This window comes from Arthrobacter sp. SIMBA_036 (assembly GCF_046535135.1).
Taxonomy (GTDB): Bacteria; Actinomycetota; Actinomycetes; order Actinomycetales; family Micrococcaceae; genus Arthrobacter.
The window spans coordinates 192,849-215,614 of record NZ_JAWRXG010000002.1 but is presented as its reverse complement, the minus strand read 5'-3'; the positions used below and the strand labels follow the sequence as shown (position 1 = coordinate 215,614).

The 22,766-nt window shown below is 62.9% G+C and carries 24 protein-coding genes and 1 tRNA gene; 23 read left to right on the top strand and 2 right to left on the bottom strand.

All coding sequences use genetic code 11. From position 1 onward, the window contains the following. Positions 1-131 precede the first annotated feature (131 nt). The 11 genes from SB659_RS03710 to SB659_RS03660 all read left to right on the top strand — a co-directional run bounded on the left by SB659_RS03710 (position 132) and on the right by SB659_RS03660 (position 11,360). Positions 132-1,337 carry an amidohydrolase gene (locus SB659_RS03710; RefSeq protein WP_410549524.1) on the top strand — a complete coding sequence of 402 codons (1,206 nt, stop codon included), beginning with the start codon at positions 132-134 and terminating at the stop codon, positions 1,335-1,337. Between the two features lie 102 nt (positions 1,338-1,439). After that, entirely contained in the window at positions 1,440-1,874 is a 435-nt protein-coding gene (locus tag SB659_RS03705; protein ID WP_284974342.1) for a MarR family winged helix-turn-helix transcriptional regulator, read from the top strand. 55 nt (positions 1,875-1,929) lie between these two features. Then, positions 1,930-2,361, top strand: coding sequence for an organic hydroperoxide resistance protein (locus SB659_RS03700; RefSeq protein ID WP_410549523.1), 432 nt, complete (start codon positions 1,930-1,932; stop codon positions 2,359-2,361). Then, positions 2,358-3,374, top strand: a complete 1,017-nt coding sequence (locus SB659_RS03695) for an NADP-dependent oxidoreductase (protein WP_410549522.1) — start codon at positions 2,358-2,360, stop codon at positions 3,372-3,374. The genes SB659_RS03700 and SB659_RS03695 overlap by 4 nt, the downstream gene beginning before the upstream one ends. 233 nt (positions 3,375-3,607) lie before the next feature. Next, on the top strand, positions 3,608-4,714 hold the full coding sequence (locus tag SB659_RS03690) for a BMP family lipoprotein (RefSeq protein ID WP_410549521.1): 1,107 nt from the start codon (positions 3,608-3,610) through the stop codon (positions 4,712-4,714). A 127-nt stretch (positions 4,715-4,841) separates the two neighbouring features. Then, complete coding sequence (locus SB659_RS03685; RefSeq protein ID WP_410549520.1) at positions 4,842-6,362, top strand: ABC transporter ATP-binding protein; 1,521 nt, start codon at positions 4,842-4,844, stop codon at positions 6,360-6,362. Next, on the top strand, positions 6,352-7,689 hold the full coding sequence (locus SB659_RS03680) for an ABC transporter permease (RefSeq protein WP_410549519.1): 1,338 nt from the start codon (positions 6,352-6,354) through the stop codon (positions 7,687-7,689). Before SB659_RS03685 ends, SB659_RS03680 begins: the two co-directional genes overlap by 11 nt. After that, positions 7,686-8,975 carry an ABC transporter permease gene (locus SB659_RS03675; RefSeq protein WP_410549518.1) on the top strand — a complete coding sequence of 430 codons (1,290 nt, stop codon included), beginning with the start codon at positions 7,686-7,688 and terminating at the stop codon, positions 8,973-8,975. The genes SB659_RS03680 and SB659_RS03675 overlap by 4 nt, the downstream gene beginning before the upstream one ends. Before the next feature lie 2 nt (positions 8,976-8,977). Further along, complete coding sequence (locus SB659_RS03670) at positions 8,978-9,391, top strand: cytidine deaminase (RefSeq protein WP_410549517.1); 414 nt, start codon at positions 8,978-8,980, stop codon at positions 9,389-9,391. Beyond that, positions 9,388-10,698, top strand: a complete 1,311-nt coding sequence (locus tag SB659_RS03665) for a thymidine phosphorylase (protein ID WP_410549516.1) — start codon at positions 9,388-9,390, stop codon at positions 10,696-10,698. The genes SB659_RS03670 and SB659_RS03665 overlap by 4 nt, the downstream gene beginning before the upstream one ends. 11 nt (positions 10,699-10,709) lie before the next feature. Further along, entirely contained in the window at positions 10,710-11,360 is a 651-nt protein-coding gene (locus SB659_RS03660) for a DedA family protein (protein ID WP_410549515.1), read from the top strand. Here the strand turns inward: SB659_RS03660 and SB659_RS03655 are convergent. Beyond that, positions 11,350-11,487 (bottom strand): hypothetical protein, encoded by a 138-nt coding sequence (locus SB659_RS03655; RefSeq protein ID WP_410549514.1) that lies wholly within the window; start codon positions 11,485-11,487, stop codon positions 11,350-11,352. The two genes, SB659_RS03660 and SB659_RS03655, sit on opposite strands and share 11 nt — an antisense overlap. A gap of 56 nt (positions 11,488-11,543) precedes the next feature. On the opposite strand from SB659_RS03655, the gene SB659_RS03650 reads away from it, so the two are divergent. The 6 genes from SB659_RS03650 (at position 11,544) to eno (ending at position 16,866) form a co-directional block, all read left to right on the top strand. Continuing rightward, complete coding sequence (locus SB659_RS03650) at positions 11,544-12,302, top strand: DedA family protein (protein WP_410549513.1); 759 nt, start codon at positions 11,544-11,546, stop codon at positions 12,300-12,302. Between the two features lie 135 nt (positions 12,303-12,437). Beyond that, positions 12,438-12,773: a hypothetical protein gene (locus SB659_RS03645; protein WP_284974353.1), complete on the top strand. Its 336-nt coding sequence runs from the start codon at positions 12,438-12,440 to the stop codon at positions 12,771-12,773. A 242-nt stretch (positions 12,774-13,015) separates the two neighbouring features. Further along, on the top strand, positions 13,016-13,582 hold the full coding sequence (locus tag SB659_RS03640; protein WP_410549512.1) for a hypothetical protein: 567 nt from the start codon (positions 13,016-13,018) through the stop codon (positions 13,580-13,582). Between the two features lie 71 nt (positions 13,583-13,653). Beyond that, the gene (locus tag SB659_RS03635) at positions 13,654-14,796 is read left to right on the top strand and encodes an adenosine deaminase (RefSeq protein WP_410549511.1); all 1,143 of its coding nucleotides are present in this window, start codon (positions 13,654-13,656) and stop codon (positions 14,794-14,796) included. Next, complete coding sequence (locus SB659_RS03630) at positions 14,774-15,469, top strand: MazG nucleotide pyrophosphohydrolase domain-containing protein (RefSeq protein WP_410549510.1); 696 nt, start codon at positions 14,774-14,776, stop codon at positions 15,467-15,469. Before SB659_RS03635 ends, SB659_RS03630 begins: the two co-directional genes overlap by 23 nt. Before the next feature lie 116 nt (positions 15,470-15,585). Then, the gene (gene eno / locus SB659_RS03625; protein WP_284974357.1) at positions 15,586-16,866 is read left to right on the top strand and encodes a phosphopyruvate hydratase; all 1,281 of its coding nucleotides are present in this window, start codon (positions 15,586-15,588) and stop codon (positions 16,864-16,866) included. A 167-nt stretch (positions 16,867-17,033) separates the two neighbouring features. On the opposite strand, the gene SB659_RS03620 is transcribed toward eno, so the two are convergent. Continuing rightward, on the bottom strand, positions 17,034-17,417 hold the full coding sequence (locus tag SB659_RS03620; RefSeq protein WP_410549509.1) for a hypothetical protein: 384 nt from the start codon (positions 17,415-17,417) through the stop codon (positions 17,034-17,036). Between SB659_RS03620 and SB659_RS03615 the strand changes: the two genes are divergently transcribed. The 6 genes from SB659_RS03615 (at position 17,407) to SB659_RS03590 (ending at position 22,603) form a co-directional block, all read left to right on the top strand. After that, the gene (locus tag SB659_RS03615; protein WP_350224857.1) at positions 17,407-17,748 is read left to right on the top strand and encodes an FtsB family cell division protein; all 342 of its coding nucleotides are present in this window, start codon (positions 17,407-17,409) and stop codon (positions 17,746-17,748) included. The genes SB659_RS03620 and SB659_RS03615 overlap by 11 nt on opposite strands. A 68-nt stretch (positions 17,749-17,816) precedes the next feature. Further along, the gene (locus SB659_RS03610; RefSeq protein ID WP_410549508.1) at positions 17,817-18,500 is read left to right on the top strand and encodes a DUF501 domain-containing protein; all 684 of its coding nucleotides are present in this window, start codon (positions 17,817-17,819) and stop codon (positions 18,498-18,500) included. Continuing rightward, positions 18,497-19,483 (top strand): exopolyphosphatase, encoded by a 987-nt coding sequence (locus tag SB659_RS03605; RefSeq protein ID WP_410549507.1) that lies wholly within the window; start codon positions 18,497-18,499, stop codon positions 19,481-19,483. Before SB659_RS03610 ends, SB659_RS03605 begins: the two co-directional genes overlap by 4 nt. Further along, positions 19,480-20,856 (top strand): S8 family serine peptidase, encoded by a 1,377-nt coding sequence (locus SB659_RS03600; RefSeq protein WP_410549506.1) that lies wholly within the window; start codon positions 19,480-19,482, stop codon positions 20,854-20,856. Before SB659_RS03605 ends, SB659_RS03600 begins: the two co-directional genes overlap by 4 nt. 38 nt (positions 20,857-20,894) lie before the next feature. Beyond that, the gene (locus SB659_RS03595; RefSeq protein ID WP_410549505.1) at positions 20,895-22,349 is read left to right on the top strand and encodes an NAD(P)/FAD-dependent oxidoreductase; all 1,455 of its coding nucleotides are present in this window, start codon (positions 20,895-20,897) and stop codon (positions 22,347-22,349) included. Positions 22,350-22,529: 180 nt separating this feature from the next. Beyond that, positions 22,530-22,603: transfer RNA gene (locus SB659_RS03590), tRNA-Leu, on the top strand. Positions 22,604-22,766: the final 163 nt, after the last annotated feature.

Below are 22,766 nucleotides of genomic sequence, written 5' to 3'. Positions count from 1 at the left end.
CTTGGTTCGCACCGGTGCTTATGCCGGTGTTTATACCGTGAGCCACCTCCTTGGTTATCCCGCAGCTGAACGTGGCGTAACCAAGAGGTTGCTTTCGTTCCTCGGAGGCCTTGCATGGCTAGAGTTGTGACGTGCGCAATTACACGACTGAAACCGAGCCGGCCCCCGTTGTGAGTCCTTGGGTTGACGAGCTCCTTCCCGGACTCATCGCATTCCGGCGTGACCTCCATGCGCACCCCGAGCTGTCCTTCAAGGAATTCCGCACCACGGACAAGCTCGTGGAGCGCCTGGAAGCCGCTGGGCTGAAGCCACGGCGGCTCGAAGGAACCGGGCTGACGGTTGACGTTGGTGAGGGCCCGATTGGCACAGCGCTCCGCGGCGATATCGACGCACTGCCGATCATCGAGGAGACGGGGCTGCCGTTCGCTTCAAAGAACCACGGTGTCACCCACGCCTGCGGGCACGACGTCCACACCACTGCCATGCTCGGGATTGCCCTGACGCTGCAGCGGATGCACAAAAACAATCCTTTGGGCGGTACGGTCCGGATCATCTTCCAACCTGCCGAGGAAACCATGCCCGGCGGGGCCTTGTCCTGCATCGAACAGGGCGTCTTGGAGGGTGTGCCGCGGATCCTCGCCTTGCACTGCGATCCCCGAATCAACGTGGGCCAGATCGGTACCCGCATCGGGGCGATCACCTCGGCGTCGGACACCATCAAGATTGAGCTTTCCGGACGAGGCGGGCACACCTCCAGGCCACACCTGACCGAAGACCTGGTGTTCGCACTCGCACAAATTGCCGTCAATGTTCCCGCCGTACTCTCGCGTCGTGTCGATGTGCGCAGCGGTGTTTCCGTGGTCTGGGGCCAGATTTCGGCAGGGTCGGCCCCCAATGCCATTCCCGGGTCGGGTTACATGGCCGGAACCATGCGTTGCCTGGACCGCGAGGCCTGGCACAGCGCGGGCGAGTTGCTGGACGACGTCGTGAAGCAGGTGGCGGCGCCGTATGGCGTGGACGTGCATCTCGAGCACACCCGCGGCGTGCCTCCTGTGGTCAACTCCGAGCATGAAACGGCCCTTATTGAAGCCTCCGCACGGGCCGAGTTGGGTGAGAAAGCGGTGGTCCTGACGCCGCAGTCCATGGGTGGCGAGGACTTCGCGTGGTTCCTCGCGGACCTTCCTGGCGCCATGATGCGCCTGGGCACGCATACTCCCGGTGGCGAGGAGTACGACCTCCACCGTGGTGACTTCATCGTGGATGAACGCGCGCTCGGCTATGCCATCCGCGTCCTAACGGCCGCTGCCCTCCGCACTATCCGCGACCTGGAGCAGTAGTTCCAACCTAGGCCCGTACTTAGCTGTGTGGACCATATGAGGTTGTGTGAGCCACATGGAGTTGAGTTGTGCACAATTGAATTGTGCACTATCGTTTAAGCCATGAGTGATGCACCCCGGCTCCGCCACCAAGTCTGTTTCGCGCTGTACTCGGCATCCAAAGCCGCGACGGCGGTCTACCGCCCGGTCCTGGAAGAGTTGGGGCTTACCTACCCGCAGTACCTGGTCATGCTGGTGCTCTGGGAACAGGAGCCGCGGAGCGTGCGGGAACTCGGGGCCGAGCTTGGGCTCGATTCGGGCACGTTATCGCCCTTGCTGAAGCGGCTTGAGGGCATGGGGCTGGTCCAGCGCCGCCGCTCAGCCGAAGACGAGAGGCGCGTCGACGTCGTTTTGACCGACGCCGGAACGGCCCTCAGCGCCCGGGCCGGGGCCGTTCCCCAACGTCTCGCCGATGCAGCAGGCCTCTCCGCCGCGGAGATTGAGCAACTGCACAACACCTTGGGCAAACTGACCGCAGCCCTGAACAGCTCACTCTGAGAACTTCCCACCTAAGACACCCAAGACATCATTGTCAAAGAGAAACGGAAACACGATGAAGACTCTTTACACGGCTGAGGCACTTGCCTCCGGCGAAGGGCGCGACGGCAACGCCCGCACCAATGACGGCAAGCTCGACGTCGCACTGGCAAGCCCGGTGGAACTCGGCGGCAACGGACAAGGCACCAACCCTGAGCAGTTGTTCGCCGCCGGTTATGCTGCCTGCTTCCACTCGGCCCTCCGGATGGTGGGTCGCAAGGACCGCGTGGACCTCAGCGACTCTGCTGTTGCCGCAAAGATCCACTTCGGTGCGCTGACGGACAGCGAAGGCTACGGACTGGCTGCCGAACTCGAGATCGCCCTGCCGGCCCTTGACCGCGATACGGCGGAGAAACTGATGGCCAAAGCCCACCAGGTCTGCCCATACTCCAACGCCACGCGCGGCAACATGACCGTGGACCTCAAGCTCGTGGAGTTCGCAGCATGAGCGCCGTGACTCCCGTGGAAACCCGCGAAATCCAGCTCGCTTCCCGACCGGTTGGCCGCCCGACGCCGGAAAACTTCCGCTTGGCTGTCACGCCGTTGCAGGAGCTGGCCGATGGGCAGCTCCTGGTGCGCAACCAGTTCATGTCCGTGGACCCGTACATGCGCGGCCGCATGAATGATGTCAAGTCCTACTCGGCGCCGTTCCAAGTCGATGCAGCGCTCGACGGCGGTGCGGTGGGCGAGGTGATCGCGTCACGTTCGGACACGCACAAGGTGGGTGACGTCGTCGTGCATTCACTGGGATGGCGCGAATATGCGGTGGTGGACGCTACGGCTACCACTCCGGTGCCGGGCGGGCTCGCTCCGACCTCCGCTTTCCTCGGTGCTTTGGGCATGACCGGGCTGACCGCCTATGCCGGCCTGCTGAAGGTCGCCGAATTCAAGGAAGGCGACGTTGTCTTCGTCTCCGGCGCCGCTGGTGCCGTCGGTTCGATGGTCGGGCAGATCGCCAAGGCCATGGGTGCCTCCAAGGTGATCGGCAGCGCCGGATCCGCGGAAAAGGTTGCCCGGCTCTTGGAACTGGGCTTCGACTCGGCCTTCAACTACAACGATGCCCCGGTCCTGGACCAACTGCGTGAAGCAGCGGGGGAGCGCGGCATCGATGTCTACTTCGATAACGTCGGTGGCGATCACCTGGAAGCGGCGCTGGCCACACTCACTGTCGGTGGTCGGGTGGCCATGTGCGGTGCCATTTCGCAGTACAACTCCACCGAGCCGCCGGCCGCACCGCGAAACCTGGCGGTAGCCATTGGCAAGCAGCTGACGTTGCGCGGTTTCCTGGTCGGTGGCCAGCGCCAGCACGCCGGCGAATTTGCGCAGAAGATGGCCGGCTGGCTTGCAGATGGTTCAGTAAGCTACGACGAAACCATCGTGGACGGTCTGGAGAACGCGCCGCAGGCGTTCATCGACCTGCTCGACGGCGCCAACACCGGCAAGATGCTCGTGCGGCTCTAGCATGGTGGCACCTAGGCCCCGCGCCAGGGGTTGGTAACAAAAGGTCAACAATCTGCTTCTCCTCAGGGATTTGTGCTATCAGGGTGTGTTTCAGGCCACTAAAGTTGGTGTCATCAATGCGCCCTCGGCGCGGCTGCGAGCATCAGTGAAAACAGAATTTCTGCCTCAGGTTTAGGAAATGGACACTCATTGACCATCAGTCGTAGCGCCAATCACTTTTTCCTGGAGGAAAATTGAAGAAACCACTGCGTGCCACCCTGAAGCGCGGTTCCCTAGCCGGTGTCGCCACAGTAGGCGCAGCCGCCCTTTTGCTGACTGGCTGCGGGCAAGCACCCGATTCCAACTCCAGCAGCAACAGCGCCAGTAACTATGTGGGTTGCATCGTCTCGGACTCCGGCGGATTCGATGACCAGTCCTTCAACCAGTCCTCCTACGATGGCCTGAAGAAGACCGAGAAGGACCTGGGCATCACTACCAAGTCCGCTGAGTCCAAGTCCAACAGCGACTTCGAGACCAACCTCAACGGCATGATGTCCGCCAACTGCAACCTGACCATCACGGTCGGGTTCCTGTTGGGAGATGCCACCAAGGCTGCCGCCCAGAAGAACACGGACAAGCACTTCGCCATCATTGACTACACGTACACGGACCCCATCTCCAACGTGAAGCCGGTGGTCTACGACACCGCCCAGGCCGCCTACTTGGCGGGCTACACGGCGGCGGCCACCACCAAGACCGGCAAGGTGGGAACCTTCGGCGGTATCAAGATTCCCACCGTGACCATCTTCATGGACGGTTTCTACGACGGCGTCCAGGCGTACAACAAAGCCAAGGGCAAGTCCGTTCAGGTCATTGGCTGGGACAAGACCACCCAGGACGGCTCGTTCACCGGTGACTTCGAAAAGCAGGACACCGGCAAGCAGGTCACCAAGAACCTCTTGGACCAGGGCGCGGACATCGTGATGCCCGTGGCCGGTCCGGTGGGCAAGGGTGCCGGCGCGGCCCTGAAGGAAGCGAAGGCTGCGGGCAAGGACGTCAAGCTCATCTGGGTTGACTCCGACGGCTACCTGACGGCCCCTGAATACAAGGACCTCATGCTGACTTCCGTGGTCAAGCAGATGGGTGACGCCGTTGAAACGGTGGTCAAGGACGACAAAGACGGAAAGTTCACTAACGCCGCTTACGTTGGCACGCTGGCCAACAACGGCGTGGCGATTGCCCCGTTCCACGACCTCGACTCGGCTGTTTCATCGGACACCAAGTCCGAGGTGAACGCGCTGAAGGCGGACATCGTCTCCGGCAAGTTGGTTGTGCAATCGGCGGCCAGCCCCAAGAAGTAGGCAATTCCTGGACGCGCCGCCAGTACCGAGCCCCGGTACTGGCGGCGTGTTTTTTGACTAGCATTGGCTCAAAGCCTCAGGCTGTTGGGCTGTTCGCCGTCCCTCGGACTCACAGAACGGTGGAGTTGTGAAACTCGAATTGAAGGGGATCTCGAAAGCTTTCGGGACCTTCTACGCCAACCAAGACATCGACCTCGTGGTCGAATCCGCCCAGATCCATTGCCTGCTCGGCGAGAATGGTGCGGGCAAATCAACACTCATGAACGTGCTGTACGGCCTGTACGAACCCACGGCCGGCCAGATCCTGGTGGACGACCGGCCGGTCAGCTTCCGGGGCCCCGCGGACGCCATGGCCGCAGGTATCGGCATGGTCCACCAGCACTTCATGCTGGTTCCCGTTTTCACGGTGGCCGAAAATGTGGCCCTCGGCGCGGAGGCTACCTCCTTCGGCGGGGTCCTCAGCATGGACGAGACCCGCACGAAGATCCGTGAAATCTCCAAAAAGTACGGGTTCGACGTCGATCCCGACGCTTTGGTGGAGGACCTACCGGTCGGCGTCCAGCAACGCGTCGAAATCATCAAGGCCCTGGTCCGTGAGGCCAAGGTGCTCATCTTGGACGAGCCGACGGCGGTCCTGACGCCTCAGGAAACGGACGAGCTCCTGGACATCATGAGGCAACTGAAGGCAGGGGGCACCTCCATCGTCTTCATCTCGCACAAGTTGCGCGAAGTGCAGGCCGTTTCGGACGTCATCACGGTGATCCGCCGCGGCAAGGTAGTAGGCGATGCGCCTCCTACGGCGTCGGCCACCGAATTGGCATCCATGATGGTCGGCCGTCCGGTGAGCCTTAGCCTCGACAAGGCCCCGGCGCAGCCCAAGGAGACCACGTTCGTCGTCGAAAACCTGACTGTCCGTGCAGCCAACGGGACCAACGTGGTGGACGGCATCAGCTTTGACATTGCCCAAGGCGAGATCCTCGCTGTTGCGGGCGTCCAAGGGAACGGCCAAACGGAACTGACCGAAGCCATCCTTGGCGTGCAGGAACACGTCACTGGTTCGGTCACCCTCGACGGCAAGCAACTGCTGGGCCTTCCGGTCAAGGAAGTCCTGCGCTCCGGCGTCGGCTTTGTTCCCGAAGACCGCACCGTTGACGGGCTGGTTGGCCCATTCTCCGTCGCCGAGAACCTTGTCCTGGACCTGTATGACCAGGCACCGTTCGCGAGCGGCATCAGCATGAAACCGGCCAAAGTGGTGGAGAATGCCAAAGCCAAGATCGAGGAATTCGATATCCGAACCCCCTCGGCGGGATCCGCGGCCGGAACACTATCCGGCGGTAACCAACAAAAAGTGGTCATGGCCCGTGAGTTGTCCCGGCCGCTGCGGTTGTTCATTGCCAGCCAGCCCACGCGTGGCGTGGATGTGGGCTCCATCGAGTTCCTGCACAAGCGCATTGTCGCCGAGCGCGACGTCGGAACACCGGTCATGATCGTCTCCACCGAACTCGATGAGGTGGTTGAGCTCGCAGACCGGATCGCGGTGCTCTATAAGGGCAAACTCGTGGGCATCGTGCCTGCGGACACACCCAGGGACACCCTTGGCTTGATGATGGCCGGCGTCGGCCCGGAAGGAGGCTCCGATGACAAGTAAGCACCGGTCCGATGAGACCCAGCCAGCTGAATCGACGTCGGAAGTACGCGCGGCGGATGTCGCGCTCGACACCGCCGGGGGAGCCCTGACCCCGGCGATCGTGCCGGTGTCTTCGCAGAGCGGAGATCCCGGCCATGAGCAGGACAGCGTGATCCGGAAAATCGTGATGGGCAACGGTTTCGTGTCCGTTCTGGCCGTCATCGTGGCGTTGATCCTCGGTGGTCTGCTGATTGCCAGCACCGACGCCGCCGTGGCGAAAACTGCAGGCTACTTCTTTGCTCGACCAGGGGACTTCCTGTCGGCAGCGTGGAGTGCCATGACCAAGAGCTACATTGCGCTCTTCCAAGGCTCAGTGTTCAACCCGCGCCAAGGCTTGCAGCCGCTGTTGGAAACCATGACAGTGGCAACGCCGCTGATTTGCGCTGGCCTGGGCGTGGCTTTGGCCTTTCGGGCGGGCCTGTTCAACATCGGTGCGCAGGGGCAGATCATCATCAGCGCCACCCTCGGAGCCTATGTCGGGTTCGCTTGGCACCTCCCGTTCGGCCTGCACCTGCTGGTGGTAGTGATCATGGGCGTCCTTGGCGGTGCTGCGTGGGGCGCGTTGGTTGGCGTCCTCAAGGCGCGAACCGGCGCACACGAGGTGATTGTCACCATCATGCTCAATTACGTTGCTTTGTTCCTGCTGGACTTCCTGTTGAATACCGCAGCCTTCCGCCGCGCTGGAGACAACAGCCCGATTTCGCCGCGCCTGGATGATTCCGCAACGTACCCGATCCTCATTCCAGGGTCACGCCTCCACCTGGGCTTCCTGGTTGCAGTCCTGCTGACCTACGGCGTGTGGTGGATGCTGAATCGATCCACCATCGGCTTTGAATTCCGTGCCGTTGGCGCCAACCCCATCGCCGCGCGCACCGCCGGAGTCAAAGTTTCCCGGGCAACGATCTTGGTCATGGCCCTTGCCGGAGCCCTTGCGGCCTTCGGCGGCGTTGCCCAAGTAGCCGGTACCGAGAAGGTGCTCACGGGCGGTATCGCAGCCCAGATAGGCTTCGACGCCATCACTGTTGCCCTTCTGGGGCGCAGCACCCCGTGGGGGACTTTCTTTGCAGGGTTGCTGTTCGGCGCTTTCCGCGCAGGAGCGGTGCAAATGCAGATCCAGACCGGAACACCGATCGACATCGTGCTGGTGGTGCAATCGCTCATCGTGCTCTTCATCGCTGCGCCACCCCTGATTCGGTCAATATTCCGGCTTGAACCCAAGAAGAAAAACAAGAAGACCAAGGCAGCCCCGAAAGCTGCCCTTGCACACGCCTCCGGAGGTGCCAAGTGAGCGCAACATCCACAGCTTCCGCCCCAGGGGCAACAGCCCTGCCTGCGTTCCGCCCTTCTTTGAAGGTCCCCCTGACACTCGGCGTATTGGCCGTGATTGCACTGGTGTTCTTTGGCCTGTTGGGCCCGGGGCAGACTGCCGAGATGAAGATCAGCGATCCCGGTGACGCCGTAGCGGTCCCCGCGCTGTTGATTCCAGGCCAAGTGGGTGGCATCGTGCTCGGCATTCTGCTGCTCGCCATGGCTGCGTACTCGATCTACCTCTGGACGCGGGACACCCGCTCGCCCAGGTGGCTGCCCATTGCGTTCTCCGTGGTCTTCGTTTTTGCTGTGCTCCTGTGGATCGTTGCCGGTGCCCGCCAACCATCGATTTCCCTTGCCGGGCTGATCGCCGGTTCTGTGACCCTTGCCGTTCCGCTGGTCTTTGGTTCCCTGTCCGGTGTGCTGTGCGAGCGCGTCGGCGTCGTCAATATCGCTATTGAAGGCCAGTTGCTGGGTGGGGCCTTCACCGCCGCCTTGGTCGCGACGGTCACGGGCAGCCCGTATGTGGGCCTGCTGGCCGCAGCAGGCGCCGGGGCGGCCGTGTCCATGGTGTTGGCGGTTTTCAGTATCAAGTATCTGGTCAACCAGATCATTGTGGGCGTGGTGCTGAACGTCCTGGTGTCCGGCCTTACCGGCTTCCTGTTCGGCACGGTCATGGCTCCGAATAAGGACCAGTTCAACACTCCGGGCCGCTTGGATATCCTGCCGATCCCGCTGCTTTCCGACATTCCGATCATCGGGCCGATCTTGTTCAAGCAGTCCGTTGCCGGTTACTTGATGTATGTGGCTGTTGCCGTGGTGTGGTTCGGCCTCTTCAAGACCCGTTGGGGGCTGCGCGTCCGCGCCGTCGGCGAACACCCGCAAGCGGCGGACACTATGGGGATCAACGTCAACGCCACCCGTTTTTGGAACGTGACCTTGGGCGGGGCCATCGCAGGCATCGGTGGTGCTGTGTTCACGTTGGTAACCATCGATTCCTTCACCAAGGAAATCTCGGGCGGCCGCGGCTTCATCGCCTTGGCAGCATTGATCTTTGGCCGTTGGAACCCGATCGGCGCGTTCCTGGCGTCGTTGCTGTTCGGCTTCGCCTACAACCTGCAGTCGATCCTTGGCATCATCGGAACGCCCGTGCCCAGCCAGTTCATGGCCATGCTGCCGTATTTGGTGACCATCTTCGCCGTCGCCGGTTTGGTGGGCAGGTCGCGGCCACCGGCCGCCAGCGGCATACCGTACGTGAAAGGTTGAGCATGGATACTGGTCGCCAGCAGGACGTCGACTGGCCAGCTCTGGAACAGGCTGCCAAAGAGGCCATGGAGAGGGCCTACGCGCCGTATTCAAAGTTCCCGGTGGGTGCTGCAGCCCTCACCGAGGATGGCCGGATCGTGAGCGGCTGCAATGTGGAGAACGCCAGTTATGGCCTGACGCTGTGCGCAGAGTGTGCCTTGGTTGGGCAGCTCCACATGAGCGGCGGGGGGAGGCTGGCTGCGTTCTATTGCGTGGATGGCCAAGGAAACATCCTCATGCCGTGCGGGCGTTGCCGCCAACTGCTGTACGAATTCAGGGCACCTGGAATGCAGCTCATGACAACGCAGGGAATCAAATCCATGGACCAGGTGCTGCCGGATGCCTTCGGTCCCGAACATTTGGAGGAAACCACGTGAACAGCACCGAAGCGTTCGACGCCGTTCAGATCATTTCGATCAAGCGGGACAAGGGCGCCCTTACTCCCGAGCAGATCGATTGGACCATTGACGCTTACACCCGCGGCGTGATCGCCGAGGAGCAGATGGCGGCCCTGAACATGGCCATCCTGCTCAACGGGATGGACCGCGCCGAAATTTCGCGCTGGACGTCAGCGATGATCGCCTCGGGCGAGCGCATGGATTTCTCGTCACTCACAAGGCCCGACGGCGGCCGGAAGGCTACCAGCGACAAGCACTCCACCGGTGGCGTTGGTGACAAGATCACGCTGCCACTGGCACCCTTGGTGGCTGTCTTCGGCGTCGCTGTTCCGCAGCTGTCGGGCCGCGGCTTGGGCCACACAGGCGGAACGTTGGACAAGCTGGAGGCCATCCCGGGTTGGCGGGCCAATCTGACCAATGTCGAGATCATGAGGCAGTTGCAGGACGTGGGCGCGGTTATCTGCGCCGCGGGTTCAGGACTCGCGCCAGCGGACAAGAAGTTGTATGCATTGCGCGACGTCACTGGAACGGTGGAGGCCATCCCGCTGATTGCTTCCTCGATCATGAGCAAGAAAATTGCTGAAGGCACCGGTTCGTTGGTGCTGGACGTCAAGGTTGGTTCCGGGGCATTCATGAAGGACGAGGCGCGGGCCCGGGAACTTGCTGAGACCATGGTGGCCTTGGGCAAGGACGCCGGAGTCCATACGGTGGCACTGATGACTGACATGTCCACGCCACTGGGCTTGACAGCGGGAAATGCGATTGAAGTTGAGGAATCCGTGGAGGTCCTGGCCGGCGGCGGTCCGGAAGACGTCGTCGAACTTACTATCCGGCTGGCGGAGGAAATGCTGGCCGGTGCCGGCATTCACGACGCCGATCCCGCCGCTGCGCTCAGGGACGGTCGGGCCATGGATGTGTGGAATCGGATGATCGAAGCGCAGGGCGGCGATCCTAGGGCGGCCTTGCCGGTAGCCAAGGAGTCCGAGGTCGTTTACGCGCCGGCGGACGGTGTGCTTGTGGAACTTGATGCCCTTTCGGTGGGTGTTGCTGCCTGGCGTCTGGGTGCGGGGCGTGCTCGCAAGGAGGATCAGGTGCAGGCAGGCGCAGGTGTTCGAATGCATGCCAAGCCGGGTGCGCTGGTCCGGGCGGGTGAGCCGTTGATGACCCTTTTGACGGACACTCCGGAAAAGTTCGCCCGGGCAAAGGAAGCCTTGGAGGGCGCCGTCGTCATAGCACCGGAAGGTTCACGGCCGGCGCATCGGCTCATTATCGATCGGATCGCCTAGGTTTTAGTCCTGTGCAGGCCCTTAATGACTTCATCCTGGCTGCGGCACAGCAGCCGTGGGTGTTGTTTTTGGTGCTGGCGTGCTGCCTGATCGATGGTTTGTTCCCACCCATTCCCAGCGAATCCGTTGTTGTCGGATTGGGCGCCGTCGCAGGTAGCAGTGGCTCGCCGAACTTATGGTCGCTGGGCCTGATGGCGGCGCTTGGGGCGTTCGCCGGGGACAACATCGCCTACTTCATCGGCCGCGGTATTGGTGTTCAGCGGTGGCGCTGGATGCGGACCCGGCGAATGCAGGGCGCCTTCGGCTGGGCGGGGAAGGAGCTACGACGGCGGCCCGCTTCCTTGATCATGGTGGCGCGGTTCATCCCGATCGGTCGTGTAGCGGTGAACCTCACCGCGGGCGCCACCGGATTCGGGCATGGCAGGTTTGTTGCCTTCACCGCGGTGTCCGCCCTGTTGTGGTCCACCTACTCCGTGGTGCTCGGGTTCTTCTTCGGCAAGTGGTTCGAACACAATCACCTCCTGGGCGCTGTGATCGCTATCGTGGCGGCAATTGCCCTCGGCGTGGTGATCGATCGCATCATCAGCAAGGTGCGTGGCTCGGTGCCGTTGGACATGAGCAATGTCCCGGCGGAGGACGCGTCACCTCCGCCTACGGTATGACGCAGGGGCTGCCGGCGGTGGCAAACATCAGTCCGCTGGTGGACGCCCGGACTGCTCCGGGGCCGATACCGTTGGAGTTGTGCTCCAAGGCCGGGACGTAGCGAACGACGCCCCGGCCATGGGACACTTAAGAGCGACTTCCGTCACAGTGTCAAGTCACATTCGCCTAGGAGCTACCCCCGCGTGGAGTATTTGAACCATTTGCTTGATCATGCAGCCGGGCAGCCCTTGGTATACCCGATCCTTTTGGTGTTCTTCTTCGTCGACGGATTCGCCACGATTCTCCCCAGCGAAATGGCCATTGTCGGACTCTCGGCACTTTCCCTTCGCAGCGGGGAGCCTAACCTGTGGATCTTGGGGGCAACCGGCTTGCTGGGCGCCATGGCGGGGGACAACATGGCGTACATGCTGGGCCGGAAAATCGGCATTGACCGCTGGAAGTGGATGCGCAGGCCCAAGATCCAGAAACTGTTTTCCTGGGCCCAGTATGAATTGGACAAGCGCGGCGCAGTGCTCATTTTCACAGCCCGCTACATCCCGTGGGGCCGGGTGGCCGTGAACTACGTCGCGGGCCAAACAGGGTTCAAACACAGGACATTCTTCTTTCTGGATGCCTTCGCATGCCTCACCTGGGTCTGCTACTCCATTGGCATCGGCTTGCTTGCGGGCCAGTGGGTTCACCACAATCCGCTCTTGGGCGTCGGCATAGCAGTGGCATTCGCCGTCGTCCTCGGCTTCGTGGTTGACCATGCGCTCCGGTGGTGGCACAAGTACTTGGAAAAGAAAGACGCGCGCCGTGGACGCGCCGTCGGAAGCGAAAGCTCCAAGGCAGGCGCTGACGGCGGCACTGCAGCTGGCGAACCATCCGGCACCCACGCCTCCGCCCCGGTGAAGCACGCTCCCGCCGTGGCCAAAGTCGACGTTTCCAAGCCCGCCGGATAACCTCCCCGCGTGGCGGCTACCACCGAATCGCCGCCGGTTGAATGTGGATTTCTTGTTGCTCTCATGTGGATCTTCTGAGATCATGGGTCGATGGAGGCATCGGTACGCAACGAAATTCATCAAGACACTACGCGGATGAATATCCACGACCTTGTTCGGGAACTCAATGAAAACGTTGGTGCTGTTGTCGTGCAGACGATGGCCGGGGTGAAAGACCGTACCTCCCCGTATAAATGGGCCCGCCCTGATGGCCCGGTTCCCCGGCAGGAGTTTGAAGATCGTCTGCGTCTTGGATACCGCGTGTGGAAGACGGTCTACATGGCCGATGGAAAGCATGTTGCGTTGGCTTGGTTGATGGGCGCTAACCCGCGTCTTGAAGAAAACCTTCCCGTCCTCTACATCCAGGAGCAGCGAAGTAGGGAAGTCATAGGCGCCGCCGAAGCGTTCGTGAACGATACCTACGCTGCGTGACGGCGGCTTTGGCGGAACGCCTCTGCGAGGCGACGGGCCTTCACCTGCTAGAGGCGCGGGGCGAGAGCGCGTTCCGCGTCGCAAAGGATCGCTACGGCGCGCTCTCGGTTCTACCTAATGCGGTCGTTGGTCCATTGCCGGTAGGAGGGGACCCGGGAGAGGGTGACCACCGCGGCCGATTCGATGCAAAAGGCCGGACCATCTATCTGGCTGATTCACGGGAATGCGCGTAGGCGGAGGTATTGGTCCAGTTCCGTCGCGAGCGGGCCAAGATCGCACAGGTTGCAGAGTCCATCAACTGGGAAGTCAACGACTACATCAGCCAGGTTTCCGCTGAAGCCGAAACCAATGGTGTCGACGTCCCATGGGCGATCTCTGTGGACTGGCAGATGGAGAGATCGGTTTATGAGATCCAGCTACCCCGGAATGGATGGTGGGTACAGATCGACCACGCCGAGACGCTCCTCGCTCTGGAAGGACTAGCTCCCAAAACGCCCGGTCTCACGGATCGTCTCCACCTTCTCACTTCGGACGCAGTTGAAGGCGAGGACCGCGATCTGACGACACTACTTGCGCACGTCCTGCGGGGAGTATCCCTCGACGACGGCTCCAGACCATTAGGAATTTCTTACCGGTCTAAGAGGCTCAACGGTCGGTGTTGGGCGTATTGGGATCGCCGCTCCGACGAAGGGCTGCCGCCGGGCAGCAATGATTTGCTGCAGGTGTCCTCCAAAAACGTCGGTCCCGACCCGGAATTTGTTAGGGTCGCACGCTTCTACAAACTTCCTATCCTCGGCGCCCGTCGATGACGTCGGTGGCAGTCAGATGGTGCATCGGGACCGCTCTGAATTCTTGGGCCGTCATCATCTAGAGTTGGAACGTGACTGAGCCCATTCTTGACGCTGCCCCTGCCCTCGACTTCGACCTGAAGAGCCTGCCCAAGGTTTCCCTGCACGACCACTTGGATGGAGGGCTCCGGCCGGCCACCATCATCGAATTGGCCAGCGCCGTTGGCCACACCCTTCCGTCCACGGATCCCGTTGCGCTGGGTGAGTGGTTCCGCGAATCCGCCGACTCCGGTTCGCTGGTTCGCTACCTTGAAACGTTCGACCACACCATCGCCGTCATGCAGACCAAAGAAGGGCTGTTCCGGGTCGCCAAGGAGTTCGTGGAAGACCTTGCAGAGGACGGCGTGGTTTACGGTGAAGTCCGCTGGGCGCCCGAGCAACACCTGCGTGAAGGCCTGTCCCTGGACGAGGTAGTGGAGGCAGTCCAGGCCGGCCTGGAAGCAGGCGTGGAATCAGCTGAAGAGCGCGGACACCAGATCCAGGTGGGCCAACTGATTACCGCCATGCGGCACGCCGATCGCGGGCAGGAAATCGCCGAACTTGCAGTCCGTCATCGGGCAAAGGGAGCTGTCGGCTTCGACATCGCAGGAGCGGAGGACGGATTCCTGCCGTCCCGCTTCAAGGACGCATTCACGTATCTCGCCGAGAACAACTTTCCGGCCACAGTCCACGCCGGTGAGGCTGCCGGCCTTGACAGCATCCAGTCTGCACTCGTTGATGGCCGTGCCCTGCGCCTGGGCCATGGCGTGCGGATCGCCGAGGACATCACCGTGGAGTTCGAGGACAACTCCGACGACGACGGCGAGGACACCATCGGCATGGTAACCCTCGGCGGCGTGGCCGCCTGGGTACGCGACCGCGGGATTGCCTTGGAAGTATGCCCTTCGTCCAACCTGCAGACCGGCGCGATCGCCGGCTTCGGTGAGGGCATCGAAAGCCACCCGGTGGACATGCTGTTCCAGCTCGGCTTCAACGTCACCATCAACACCGACAACCGGTTGATGAGCGGCGTCACCCTCACAGATGAGTTCGAGTTGCTGGTGGAGACCTTCGACTACGATCTCGACGACTTGCTCGAGTTGACGCTCAACGCCGCCGAGGCTGCCTTCCTGCCGCTGGATGAGCGCGAAGCGTTGGTCGAGTACATCAACGATGCCTACGCCAACCTCGGCTAAGGGTTCCTCCGGGCTCACGGAGTTGCTGCGCACAGTGGCGGCGCTCCGTGAGCACTGTCCCTGGATGGGCGCGCTGACCCACGAGTCCTTGGTGGAGTACCTCATCGAGGAATCCTATGAGGTCGTGGACTCCATTGAAGCCGGCGAATCCGCGGCGCGGGATGATGAACTCCGCGGTGAGTTAGGCGATGTCCTGCTTCAGGTGGTCCTTCACGCCCGGCTCGCCGAGGAGCGCGGAAGCTTCGATTTCGACGCCGTGGCGCGGGGCATCAATGACAAGATGGTCAGGCGGAATCCCCACGTGTTCAGGGAGGATGGATCCCTTCAGGACACTTTTCCGGCCACGGTGGAGGAAATCGTCCTGAAGTGGGATGCCGTGAAGCGCGCGGAAAAGCCGGAGCGGGCCGATCCGTTCGAAGGGATTCCGCCTCACTTGCCGGCTCTGGCGGGTGCGCAGAAGTCGATCGACCGGGCGGTACGCGCCGGACACGTGGTCGACGTCGGCAGCCGTGTTTCCGCCGCCGGGCTTAACGCAATCCCAGCCTCGGAAGAGGCGCTGGGGGAGTTGTTGTTGGCCGTCGTCGCAGGTGCGCGGGAGCAAGGGCTCGACGCCGAGCGGGCCCTTCGGAGCGCCGTCCGGGCGTTCCAAAAAACCCAAGCGCAGCCTTCATGACGTGAGGCTGTGGAAGCCGTGCCGTAACCTAAGCCACTCTCGACTACGCTAGTAGCGACGAGGACGTTGAGAATTTCCCTCCACATTCCTGTAATTCGCCCATAAGGAGCACATCCATGGCGCTTATCGATGCCATCCACGCACGCGAGATCCTTGATTCCCGCGGAAACCCGACCGTAGAAGTTGAGGTCCTGCTCTCCGACGGCCAGATCGGCCGCGCAGCTGTTCCCTCCGGTGCTTCCACCGGTGAGCACGAAGCTGTTGAACTTCGCGACGGCGACAAGGGCCGTTACCTGGGCAAGGGTGTCCAAAAGGCCGTAGACGCCGTCATCGACGAGATCGCCCCGGCACTCATTGGCTTCGACGCCACTGACCAGCGCAGCATCGACCAGGCAATGATCGACCTCGACGGCACCCCGAACAAGGGCAAGCTCGGCGCCAACGCCATCCTGGGTGTTTCCCTGGCCGTTGCCAACGCAGCCGCAGCTTCCTCGGACCTGCCGTTGTACAAGTACCTAGGCGGACCCAATGCCCACGTCCTGCCGGTTCCGCTGATGAACATCCTCAACGGTGGCTCGCACGCAGACTCCGACGTCGACATCCAGGAATTCATGATCGCCCCCATCGGCGCCGAGACCTTCTCCGAAGGTCTTCGCTGGGGCGTTGAGGTGTACCACAACCTCAAGTCCGTCCTGCAGCAGAAGGGCCTCTCCACGGGCCTCGGCGACGAGGGCGGCTTCGCCCCCAACCTGCCGTCCAACCGCGCAGCACTGGACCTGATCCAGGAAGCGATCAAGAACGCCGGCTACACCCCGGGCACGGACATCGCCCTGGCGCTGGACGTCGCCTCCTCGGAGTTCTACAAGGACGGCGCTTACCAGTTCGAAGGCAAGGCACTCTCCGCCACCGAGATGAGCGCCTACTACGCCGAGCTCGTTGCCGACTACCCGCTGGTCTCGATCGAAGACCCGCTGGACGAGAACGACTGGGAAGGCTGGAAGACCCTCACCGACACCATCGGTGACAAAGTCCAGCTGGTGGGCGATGACCTGTTCGTCACCAACCCGGTCCGCCTGCAGCAGGGCATCGAGACGGCCACGGCCAACTCCCTGCTGGTCAAGGTTAACCAGATCGGTTCCCTGACCGAGACGCTCGACGCCGTTTCCCTCGCCCAGCGCGCCGGTTACACCACCATCACCTCGCACCGCTCCGGCGAAACCGAGGACACCACCATTGCTGACATCGCGGTAGCCACCAACGCCGGTCAGATCAAGACCGGTGCCCCGGCCCGCTCAGAGCGTGTTGCCAAGTACAACCAGTTGCTGCGCATCGAAGAAGAGCTCGACGACGCCGCACGCTACGCCGGCCGCAGCGCATTCCCGCGTTTCAAGGGCTAGCATTCCGCAAAAACGGCTGACCGGTGGCTATGGTGGAAAGACCATGGCCACCGGTTCTGTTTAACGCCTTGGGTGCGGAACCGGGCATGGCTGGACGGAAGGCATTGCCCGGCGTCCAAGCAGATCAGAGATAACCAGCACAGCAACCGCCAGGCAAGCACCGGGCATTACAGGAGTGTCATGGCCACCCGTCGTCCCAAAGTCCCCAGGGCGGACGCCCTCGACGGGCAGAGCATCGGCACCAAGGCCACCCCTCCTAAAGTCAGCGCTTCTACAGCCACCTCTCCTAAGGCCGGAACGAGGGCTCCTTCAGCGCCGCAGCAGTCGGCTAAATCCGGGAGTGCCGGATCGTCCCCGGCCAGGCCAGCGTCCCAGGCGAGGTCAGCCTCAAGTGCATCCGGGGGTAGGAAGCCCACCGCGGATCCGGCTCCCTCCAAGGGCGCTCGCGGCTCCTCCAGCCGTTCCTCCAGCACAGCCCGCGATGACGCGCCGGTTCCGGCCAAAGCGTTCTCCGGCCGGTTGCTGGCACTGGCCGTGGTGATGATCGCCATCACCATCATGTTGACCCCAACGGTGAAAATTTTCCTGGAAAAACGGGCAGAGATCTCCGACCTCCAGGCACAGATTTCCAGTCGCCAAGCAGAGCAGGCAGACCTGACCAAGCAGCTTTCCCGCTGGCAGGACCCCAACTATGTCAAACAGCAGGCTCGGGATCGCATTAACATGGTTATGCCGGGTGAAACGGACTACTGGGTGTTTGGCGGGAATGATGCCGCTGGCACACCGGGTGGCCGCACCGGCTCCGGATCATCTGCGAACCCTGCAAATCTGCCATGGGTGGATGCGTTGTGGGAGTCCATCAGACGATCGGCAACAGACTAGACGCGGTGCCCGCCGCCGTCGTGTCCCAAGGGACTCGGCACCAACGGGCAGGAAGGGTGGCAGCGCAAGTGGAAGAGAACACGGCAGCCGTGCCGCAGGAAACCCGCCAGCCATCAGCACACGATCTTGAGGTCCTGAGCCGGCAACTTGGCCGTCCCGTCCGCGACGTCGTGGAGATCCCCGCACGGTGCGTATGCGGCAATCCGCTGGTCGCGGCAACAGCGCCCCGCCTCAGCAACGGAACTCCTTTTCCCACCACGTTCTACCTCACGCATCCCGTGATCACCTCTGCAGTGTCCCGGCTGGAAGCGGGCGGCCTGATGGGCGCAATGAATGAGCGGTTGGCCGCCGACCCGGAATTGGCCGAGGCCTACCGCGGGGCCCATGACGCCTACCTCGATGCCCGCAACCACATCGCGGAACGCTCCGGAACCGGGGCCGTTCCCGAGATCGACGGCGTTTCAGCCGGCGGGATGCCCAGCCGCGTGAAATGCCTTCACGTCTTGGTGGGCCACTCGCTGGCAGCGGGTCCCGGAGTGAATCCCTTGGGCGATGAGGCACTGGAGGCCATCGCGGAATGGTGGACCAAAGACAGGTGCTATTGCGACGGCGCTTGGGACACTGCAGGTGAAGCCCCTTCCCGCGACCTGAGCCGGCACGGTCCACAGGGCCTGCCGGACATTGTCGGACGGCCCGCCCCTATGCGGAAAGCCAAGACCGATCTCCCCAGCGAACAGGACAACCCCGCATGAGCCGAGTGGCAGCCATCGACTGTGGAACCAACTCCATCCGCCTCCTGATCGCAGATACCGCTGATACCACCACTGGTACAGCACACACGGCCGGTGCTGGCCCCACATCCGGTCCACTGGTCGACGTCGTGCGCGAAATGCGGGTGGTCCGCCTGGGCCAGGGCGTGGATGCCACCGGTGAGCTCGCGCCGGAAGCATTGGAGCGCACGTTCGCCGCTGCCCGGGACTATGCGGCCCTCATCAGGGAACACGGCGCCAGTAGTGTGCGTTTCGTCGCGACGTCGGCCACCCGGGACGCGCGTAACCGCCAGGTTTTCGTGGACGGCGTCAGGGATCTGCTCGGTGTGGAGCCGGAGGTCATCTCCGGTGACGAGGAGGCCGCGTTGTCCTTTTCCGGGGCAAGTAGCGTTTTGCCGGCGGGGGAGGACCTGATCCTGGTGGTCGATCTCGGTGGCGGCAGCACCGAATTTGTTGCGGGTGATTCCGGGGGCGTCATCGCCGCCAGGTCCGTGGACATCGGCTGCGTACGGTTGACCGAACGCCACCTCCACAGCGATCCGCCCACTGCCGCTGAAATCAGCGCGGCAGAGGCCGACGTCGATGCCGCCCTTGACCTTGCCGGCCAAGCAGTGCCGCTGGACCGTGCCACGGCTGTGGTGGGTGTCGCCGGTTCGATCACCACCATCACGGCGCACGCGCTCGGGCTGCCGGAATATCAGCCGGGCCGGATCCACGGTGCCGAACTGGACCTGGAAACCATAAGCAAGGCGGCAACGAGCCTGTTGGAAATGACGCGTGAGGAACGCGCAGCGCTACCGTACATGCACCCTGGGCGGGTAGATGTGATCGGTGCTGGCGCCTTGGTCTGGCGCCGGATCCTTGCACGGTTGGCCACGGTCAGCAACGGGAAGACCAGTACGGCTGTTTCCAGTGAGCACGACATCCTTGACGGCATCGCCCTGAGCATCCGGGCTGCCGGGTGACTTCGAGGCGTCGCCGAGCCTTTTCCGCCGGGACGGCAACTGTGCTGGCCGGGGGTCTCTTTGCCGGGATGTTGGCAACAGCTCCGGCAGCCACTGCAGACGCGTGGCGCGACAAAGAGTATTGGCTCGCCGATTCCGGCGTCGTCAATGCCTGGCAGGTATCCAAGGGCGCCGGGGTCACGGTGGCTGTTATCGACTCCGGCATCGACGGAAGCCATCCCGATCTCGCAGGCGCGGTGGTCGGAGGTGCCGACGCGTCAGGGGCCGGGGCCCCGAATGGCCAGAAGAGCATCGGCGCCAAGCCCGAGCACGGCACGCTCGTGGCCACGATGTTGGCCGGTCGCGGTCATGCCGCTCCCGCGCCGACTCCGGCCGCCGGGTCGGCCTCGCCAACCCCCACGCCTCCGGTGCCACCGGACGGAATCATCGGCGTCGCCCCCGAGGCTGACATCTTGTCCGTTTCCACCTGGCTTGGCTCGCCAAACCCCGGCGGCAAGACAGACCAGGAGCAGATACCCGATGCCGTGCGCTGGGCTGTGGACAACGGGGCCAAGGTCATCAACATTTCCTTGGGCAGTACATCGCCGGACTGGCCGCAAAGCTGGGATGCCGCGTTCTTGTACGCCGAGCAAAAGGACGTTGTGATTGTTGCCGCCGCCGGGAACCGGGTGGGCGGAAACATCCAAGTGGGCGCACCTGCCACCATCCCGGGTGTGCTCACGGTCGCAGGGCTCGACGGCAACGGACACGCCAGCATCGACGCATCCTCCCAAGGCATCAGCATCGGGGTAGCCGCGCCGGCTGAGAACCTGGTGGGCGGAATCCCCGGAGCCGGATACGCAGAATGGGCCGGAACGTCCGGGGCTGCACCCATTGTTTCCGGAGTGGCAGCCTTGATCCGGTCCAAATGGCCGGACATGAGCGCAAAGCAAGTCATCAACCGGATTGTCAGCACGGCCAAGGATGCAGGTGCTCCGGGCAAGGATCCGCTTTATGGCTACGGCATCCTCAACGCCGAGGCCGCGCTGAAGAACGACGTTCCGGAGGCGCGGTCCAACCCGCTGGGGTCCATCGCCGACTGGATCAGGGTGCATCGTCGGGGCGACCTCACCACGCCTTCGCAAGCCCCAGTGGCCAGCCCGACCAGCGCACCGCCAACCTTGGCGGACCCCACCGTCCCGGCAGCCAAAGCTCCGGCCGGCATGGACGACGCGCTTCCTGCCGCCGTCGTCATCGGGTTCGGAGGGTTGTTTATCGCGCTCCTGGTTGGCGCGGCACTTCACTTGCGACGAGTGTCAAAGCGCACCAAGGGTGCCTCCGAAGAGACAGAAACAGGAGCCGTGGATGCGGTTGACCCACCTTCCAGACCATAGTTAGTGAAGATTTTCACAAACTGTTGTATTCTGGAGCCATGGCAACCACCCCAGAGCTCATTGACCGTCCTCGGGTCCTCGTCGTCGGCGGCGGTTACGTCGGCCTGTACGTGGCACTCAAACTGCAGAAGAAGATCGCGAACGCCGGTGGCATCGTCACCGTCGTCGATCCACTGCCGTACATGACCTACCAGCCCTTCCTCCCCGAGGTTGCAGGCGGCAACATCGAGGCACGCCACGCAGTGGTCTCGCACCGTCAGCACCTCAAGCAGACCGAGCTCATCCAGGGCCGCGTCACCAGCATCGATCACGCCAACCGCACGGCAGTTGTGGCGCCGTCAGATGGTGACGCACCGTTCGAGGTTCCTTACTTCGACGTCGTGATCGCCGCTGGCGCCATCACCCGTACCTTCCCGATCAAGGGTCTCGCGGACGCCGGCATCGGCCTGAAGACCATCGAAGAAGCCGTGGCGCTGCGCAACAAGGTGCTTGACCGCATCGAGGCAGCATCCACCATGACGGATCCCGCCGAGCGCGCCAAGGCCCTCACATTCGTGGTGGTTGGTGGCGGCTTTGCCGGCATCGAGTGCCTCACCGAGATGGAAGACCTTGCCCGCGCCGCTGTCCGGAACAACCCGCGCATCCGCCAGGAGGAAGTTCGCTTCATCCTCGTCGAAGCCATGGGCCGCATCATGCCGGAGGTCACCGCTTCACAGGCCGAGTGGGTCGTGGAGCACCTCCGCAGCCGTGGCATCGAGGTCTTGTTGAACACCTCGCTGGACAACGCTGAAGGCACCCTGAAGCTCATCAACCTCCCGGACAAGACCCCCGCGCAGGAAGTTGAAGCGGACACCTTGGTGTGGGCCGCCGGCGTGCAGGCCAACCCGATGATCCGTTCCACCGACTTCCCGCTGGAACCCCGTGGCCGCGTGCGTGTGCTCCCGGACCTTCGTATCGCCGGTGATGAAGGCATCATCGAAAACGCTTGGGCTGCCGGCGACATCGCCGCTGTTCCGGACCTCACCGGCAAGGGCCTGCCGGACGGTACCTGTGTCCCCAACGCCCAGCACGCTCTGCGCCAGGCCAAGAAGCTCGCCAAGAACCTGTGGGCTTCCCGCTGGGACAAGCCGCTCGAGGACTACAAGCACAAGAACCTTGGTGCAGTAGCCGGCTTCGGCGAGTGGAAGGGCGTTGCGAACATCAACCTCTTTGGCCGCATCGGCCTCAAGGGCGGCCCCGCCTGGCTGGCACACCGTGGATACCACGGCATGGCCATGCCCACGGTGGAGCGCAAGTTCCGGGTGATCTCCGGTTGGGTCCTGACCTTCTTCGCAGGCCGCGACACCACCCAGCTGATTGATCTCGATAACCCGCGCGGGGCCTTCGTGGCCGCAGCAACTCCGGCTCCCAAGCCCGTTGCCGCACCCGCGCCGGCGGAATCAAAGCCTGCTGCGGACGATTCCAAGACCCCGGTGACGGCAGACGCCAAGTAGTCACCTTCGCCTGGGCTGTAACAAGTTCAGGAAACGCTCGACGGCGGTCGCTCCCCAAAGGGGGGAGGGGCCGCCGTCGAGCGTTTAAGCTGCCCGTACGCCGCCCGAGATGCCACCTGTTGGCGCCTTGCGCGTGTAAGTCACCGGGACTATCCGTAGCTGGGATACCATGGTCCGGGCGCCCCAGTAGCCCAATTGGCAGAGGCAGCGGACTTAAAATCCGCGTGTTGTGGGTTCGAGTCCCACCTGGGGCACAAATGTGATGAGTCGAGACATCCTTCACGGCCAAGTCGACTCATCGGTTACACCCCGGTCCTCGGTCCGGGATGTGTGTCTTTGTCCGAATTTGCGCTTATAGGACAATAACGTGTGTAAATGCGGACCGTTCCGTCAGTCAGCGCTGGTCCGTGCCTCGAC

Excerpts from the sequence above, each read along its gene's own strand:
- SB659_RS03595 (WP_410549505.1), top strand. The coding sequence starts at position 20,895 with ATGGCAACCACCCCAGAGCTCATTGACCGTCCTCGGGTCCTCGTCGTC.
- SB659_RS03700 (WP_410549523.1), top strand. The coding sequence starts at position 1,930 with ATGAAGACTCTTTACACGGCTGAGGCACTTGCCTCCGGCGAAGGGCGC.
- SB659_RS03705 (WP_284974342.1), top strand. The coding sequence starts at position 1,440 with ATGAGTGATGCACCCCGGCTCCGCCACCAAGTCTGTTTCGCGCTGTAC.
- SB659_RS03645 (WP_284974353.1), top strand. The coding sequence starts at position 12,438 with ATGAATATCCACGACCTTGTTCGGGAACTCAATGAAAACGTTGGTGCT.
- SB659_RS03680 (WP_410549519.1), top strand. The coding sequence starts at position 6,352 with ATGACAAGTAAGCACCGGTCCGATGAGACCCAGCCAGCTGAATCGACG.
- eno (WP_284974357.1), top strand. The coding sequence starts at position 15,586 with ATGGCGCTTATCGATGCCATCCACGCACGCGAGATCCTTGATTCCCGC.
- SB659_RS03670 (WP_410549517.1), top strand. The coding sequence starts at position 8,978 with ATGGATACTGGTCGCCAGCAGGACGTCGACTGGCCAGCTCTGGAACAG.
- SB659_RS03615 (WP_350224857.1), top strand. The coding sequence starts at position 17,407 with ATGATCGCCATCACCATCATGTTGACCCCAACGGTGAAAATTTTCCTG.
- SB659_RS03695 (WP_410549522.1), top strand. The coding sequence starts at position 2,358 with ATGAGCGCCGTGACTCCCGTGGAAACCCGCGAAATCCAGCTCGCTTCC.
- SB659_RS03620 (WP_410549509.1), bottom strand. The coding sequence starts at position 17,417 with ATGGCGATCATCACCACGGCCAGTGCCAGCAACCGGCCGGAGAACGCT.
- SB659_RS03605 (WP_410549507.1), top strand. The coding sequence starts at position 18,497 with ATGAGCCGAGTGGCAGCCATCGACTGTGGAACCAACTCCATCCGCCTC.
- SB659_RS03630 (WP_410549510.1), top strand. The coding sequence starts at position 14,774 with ATGCCTACGCCAACCTCGGCTAAGGGTTCCTCCGGGCTCACGGAGTTG.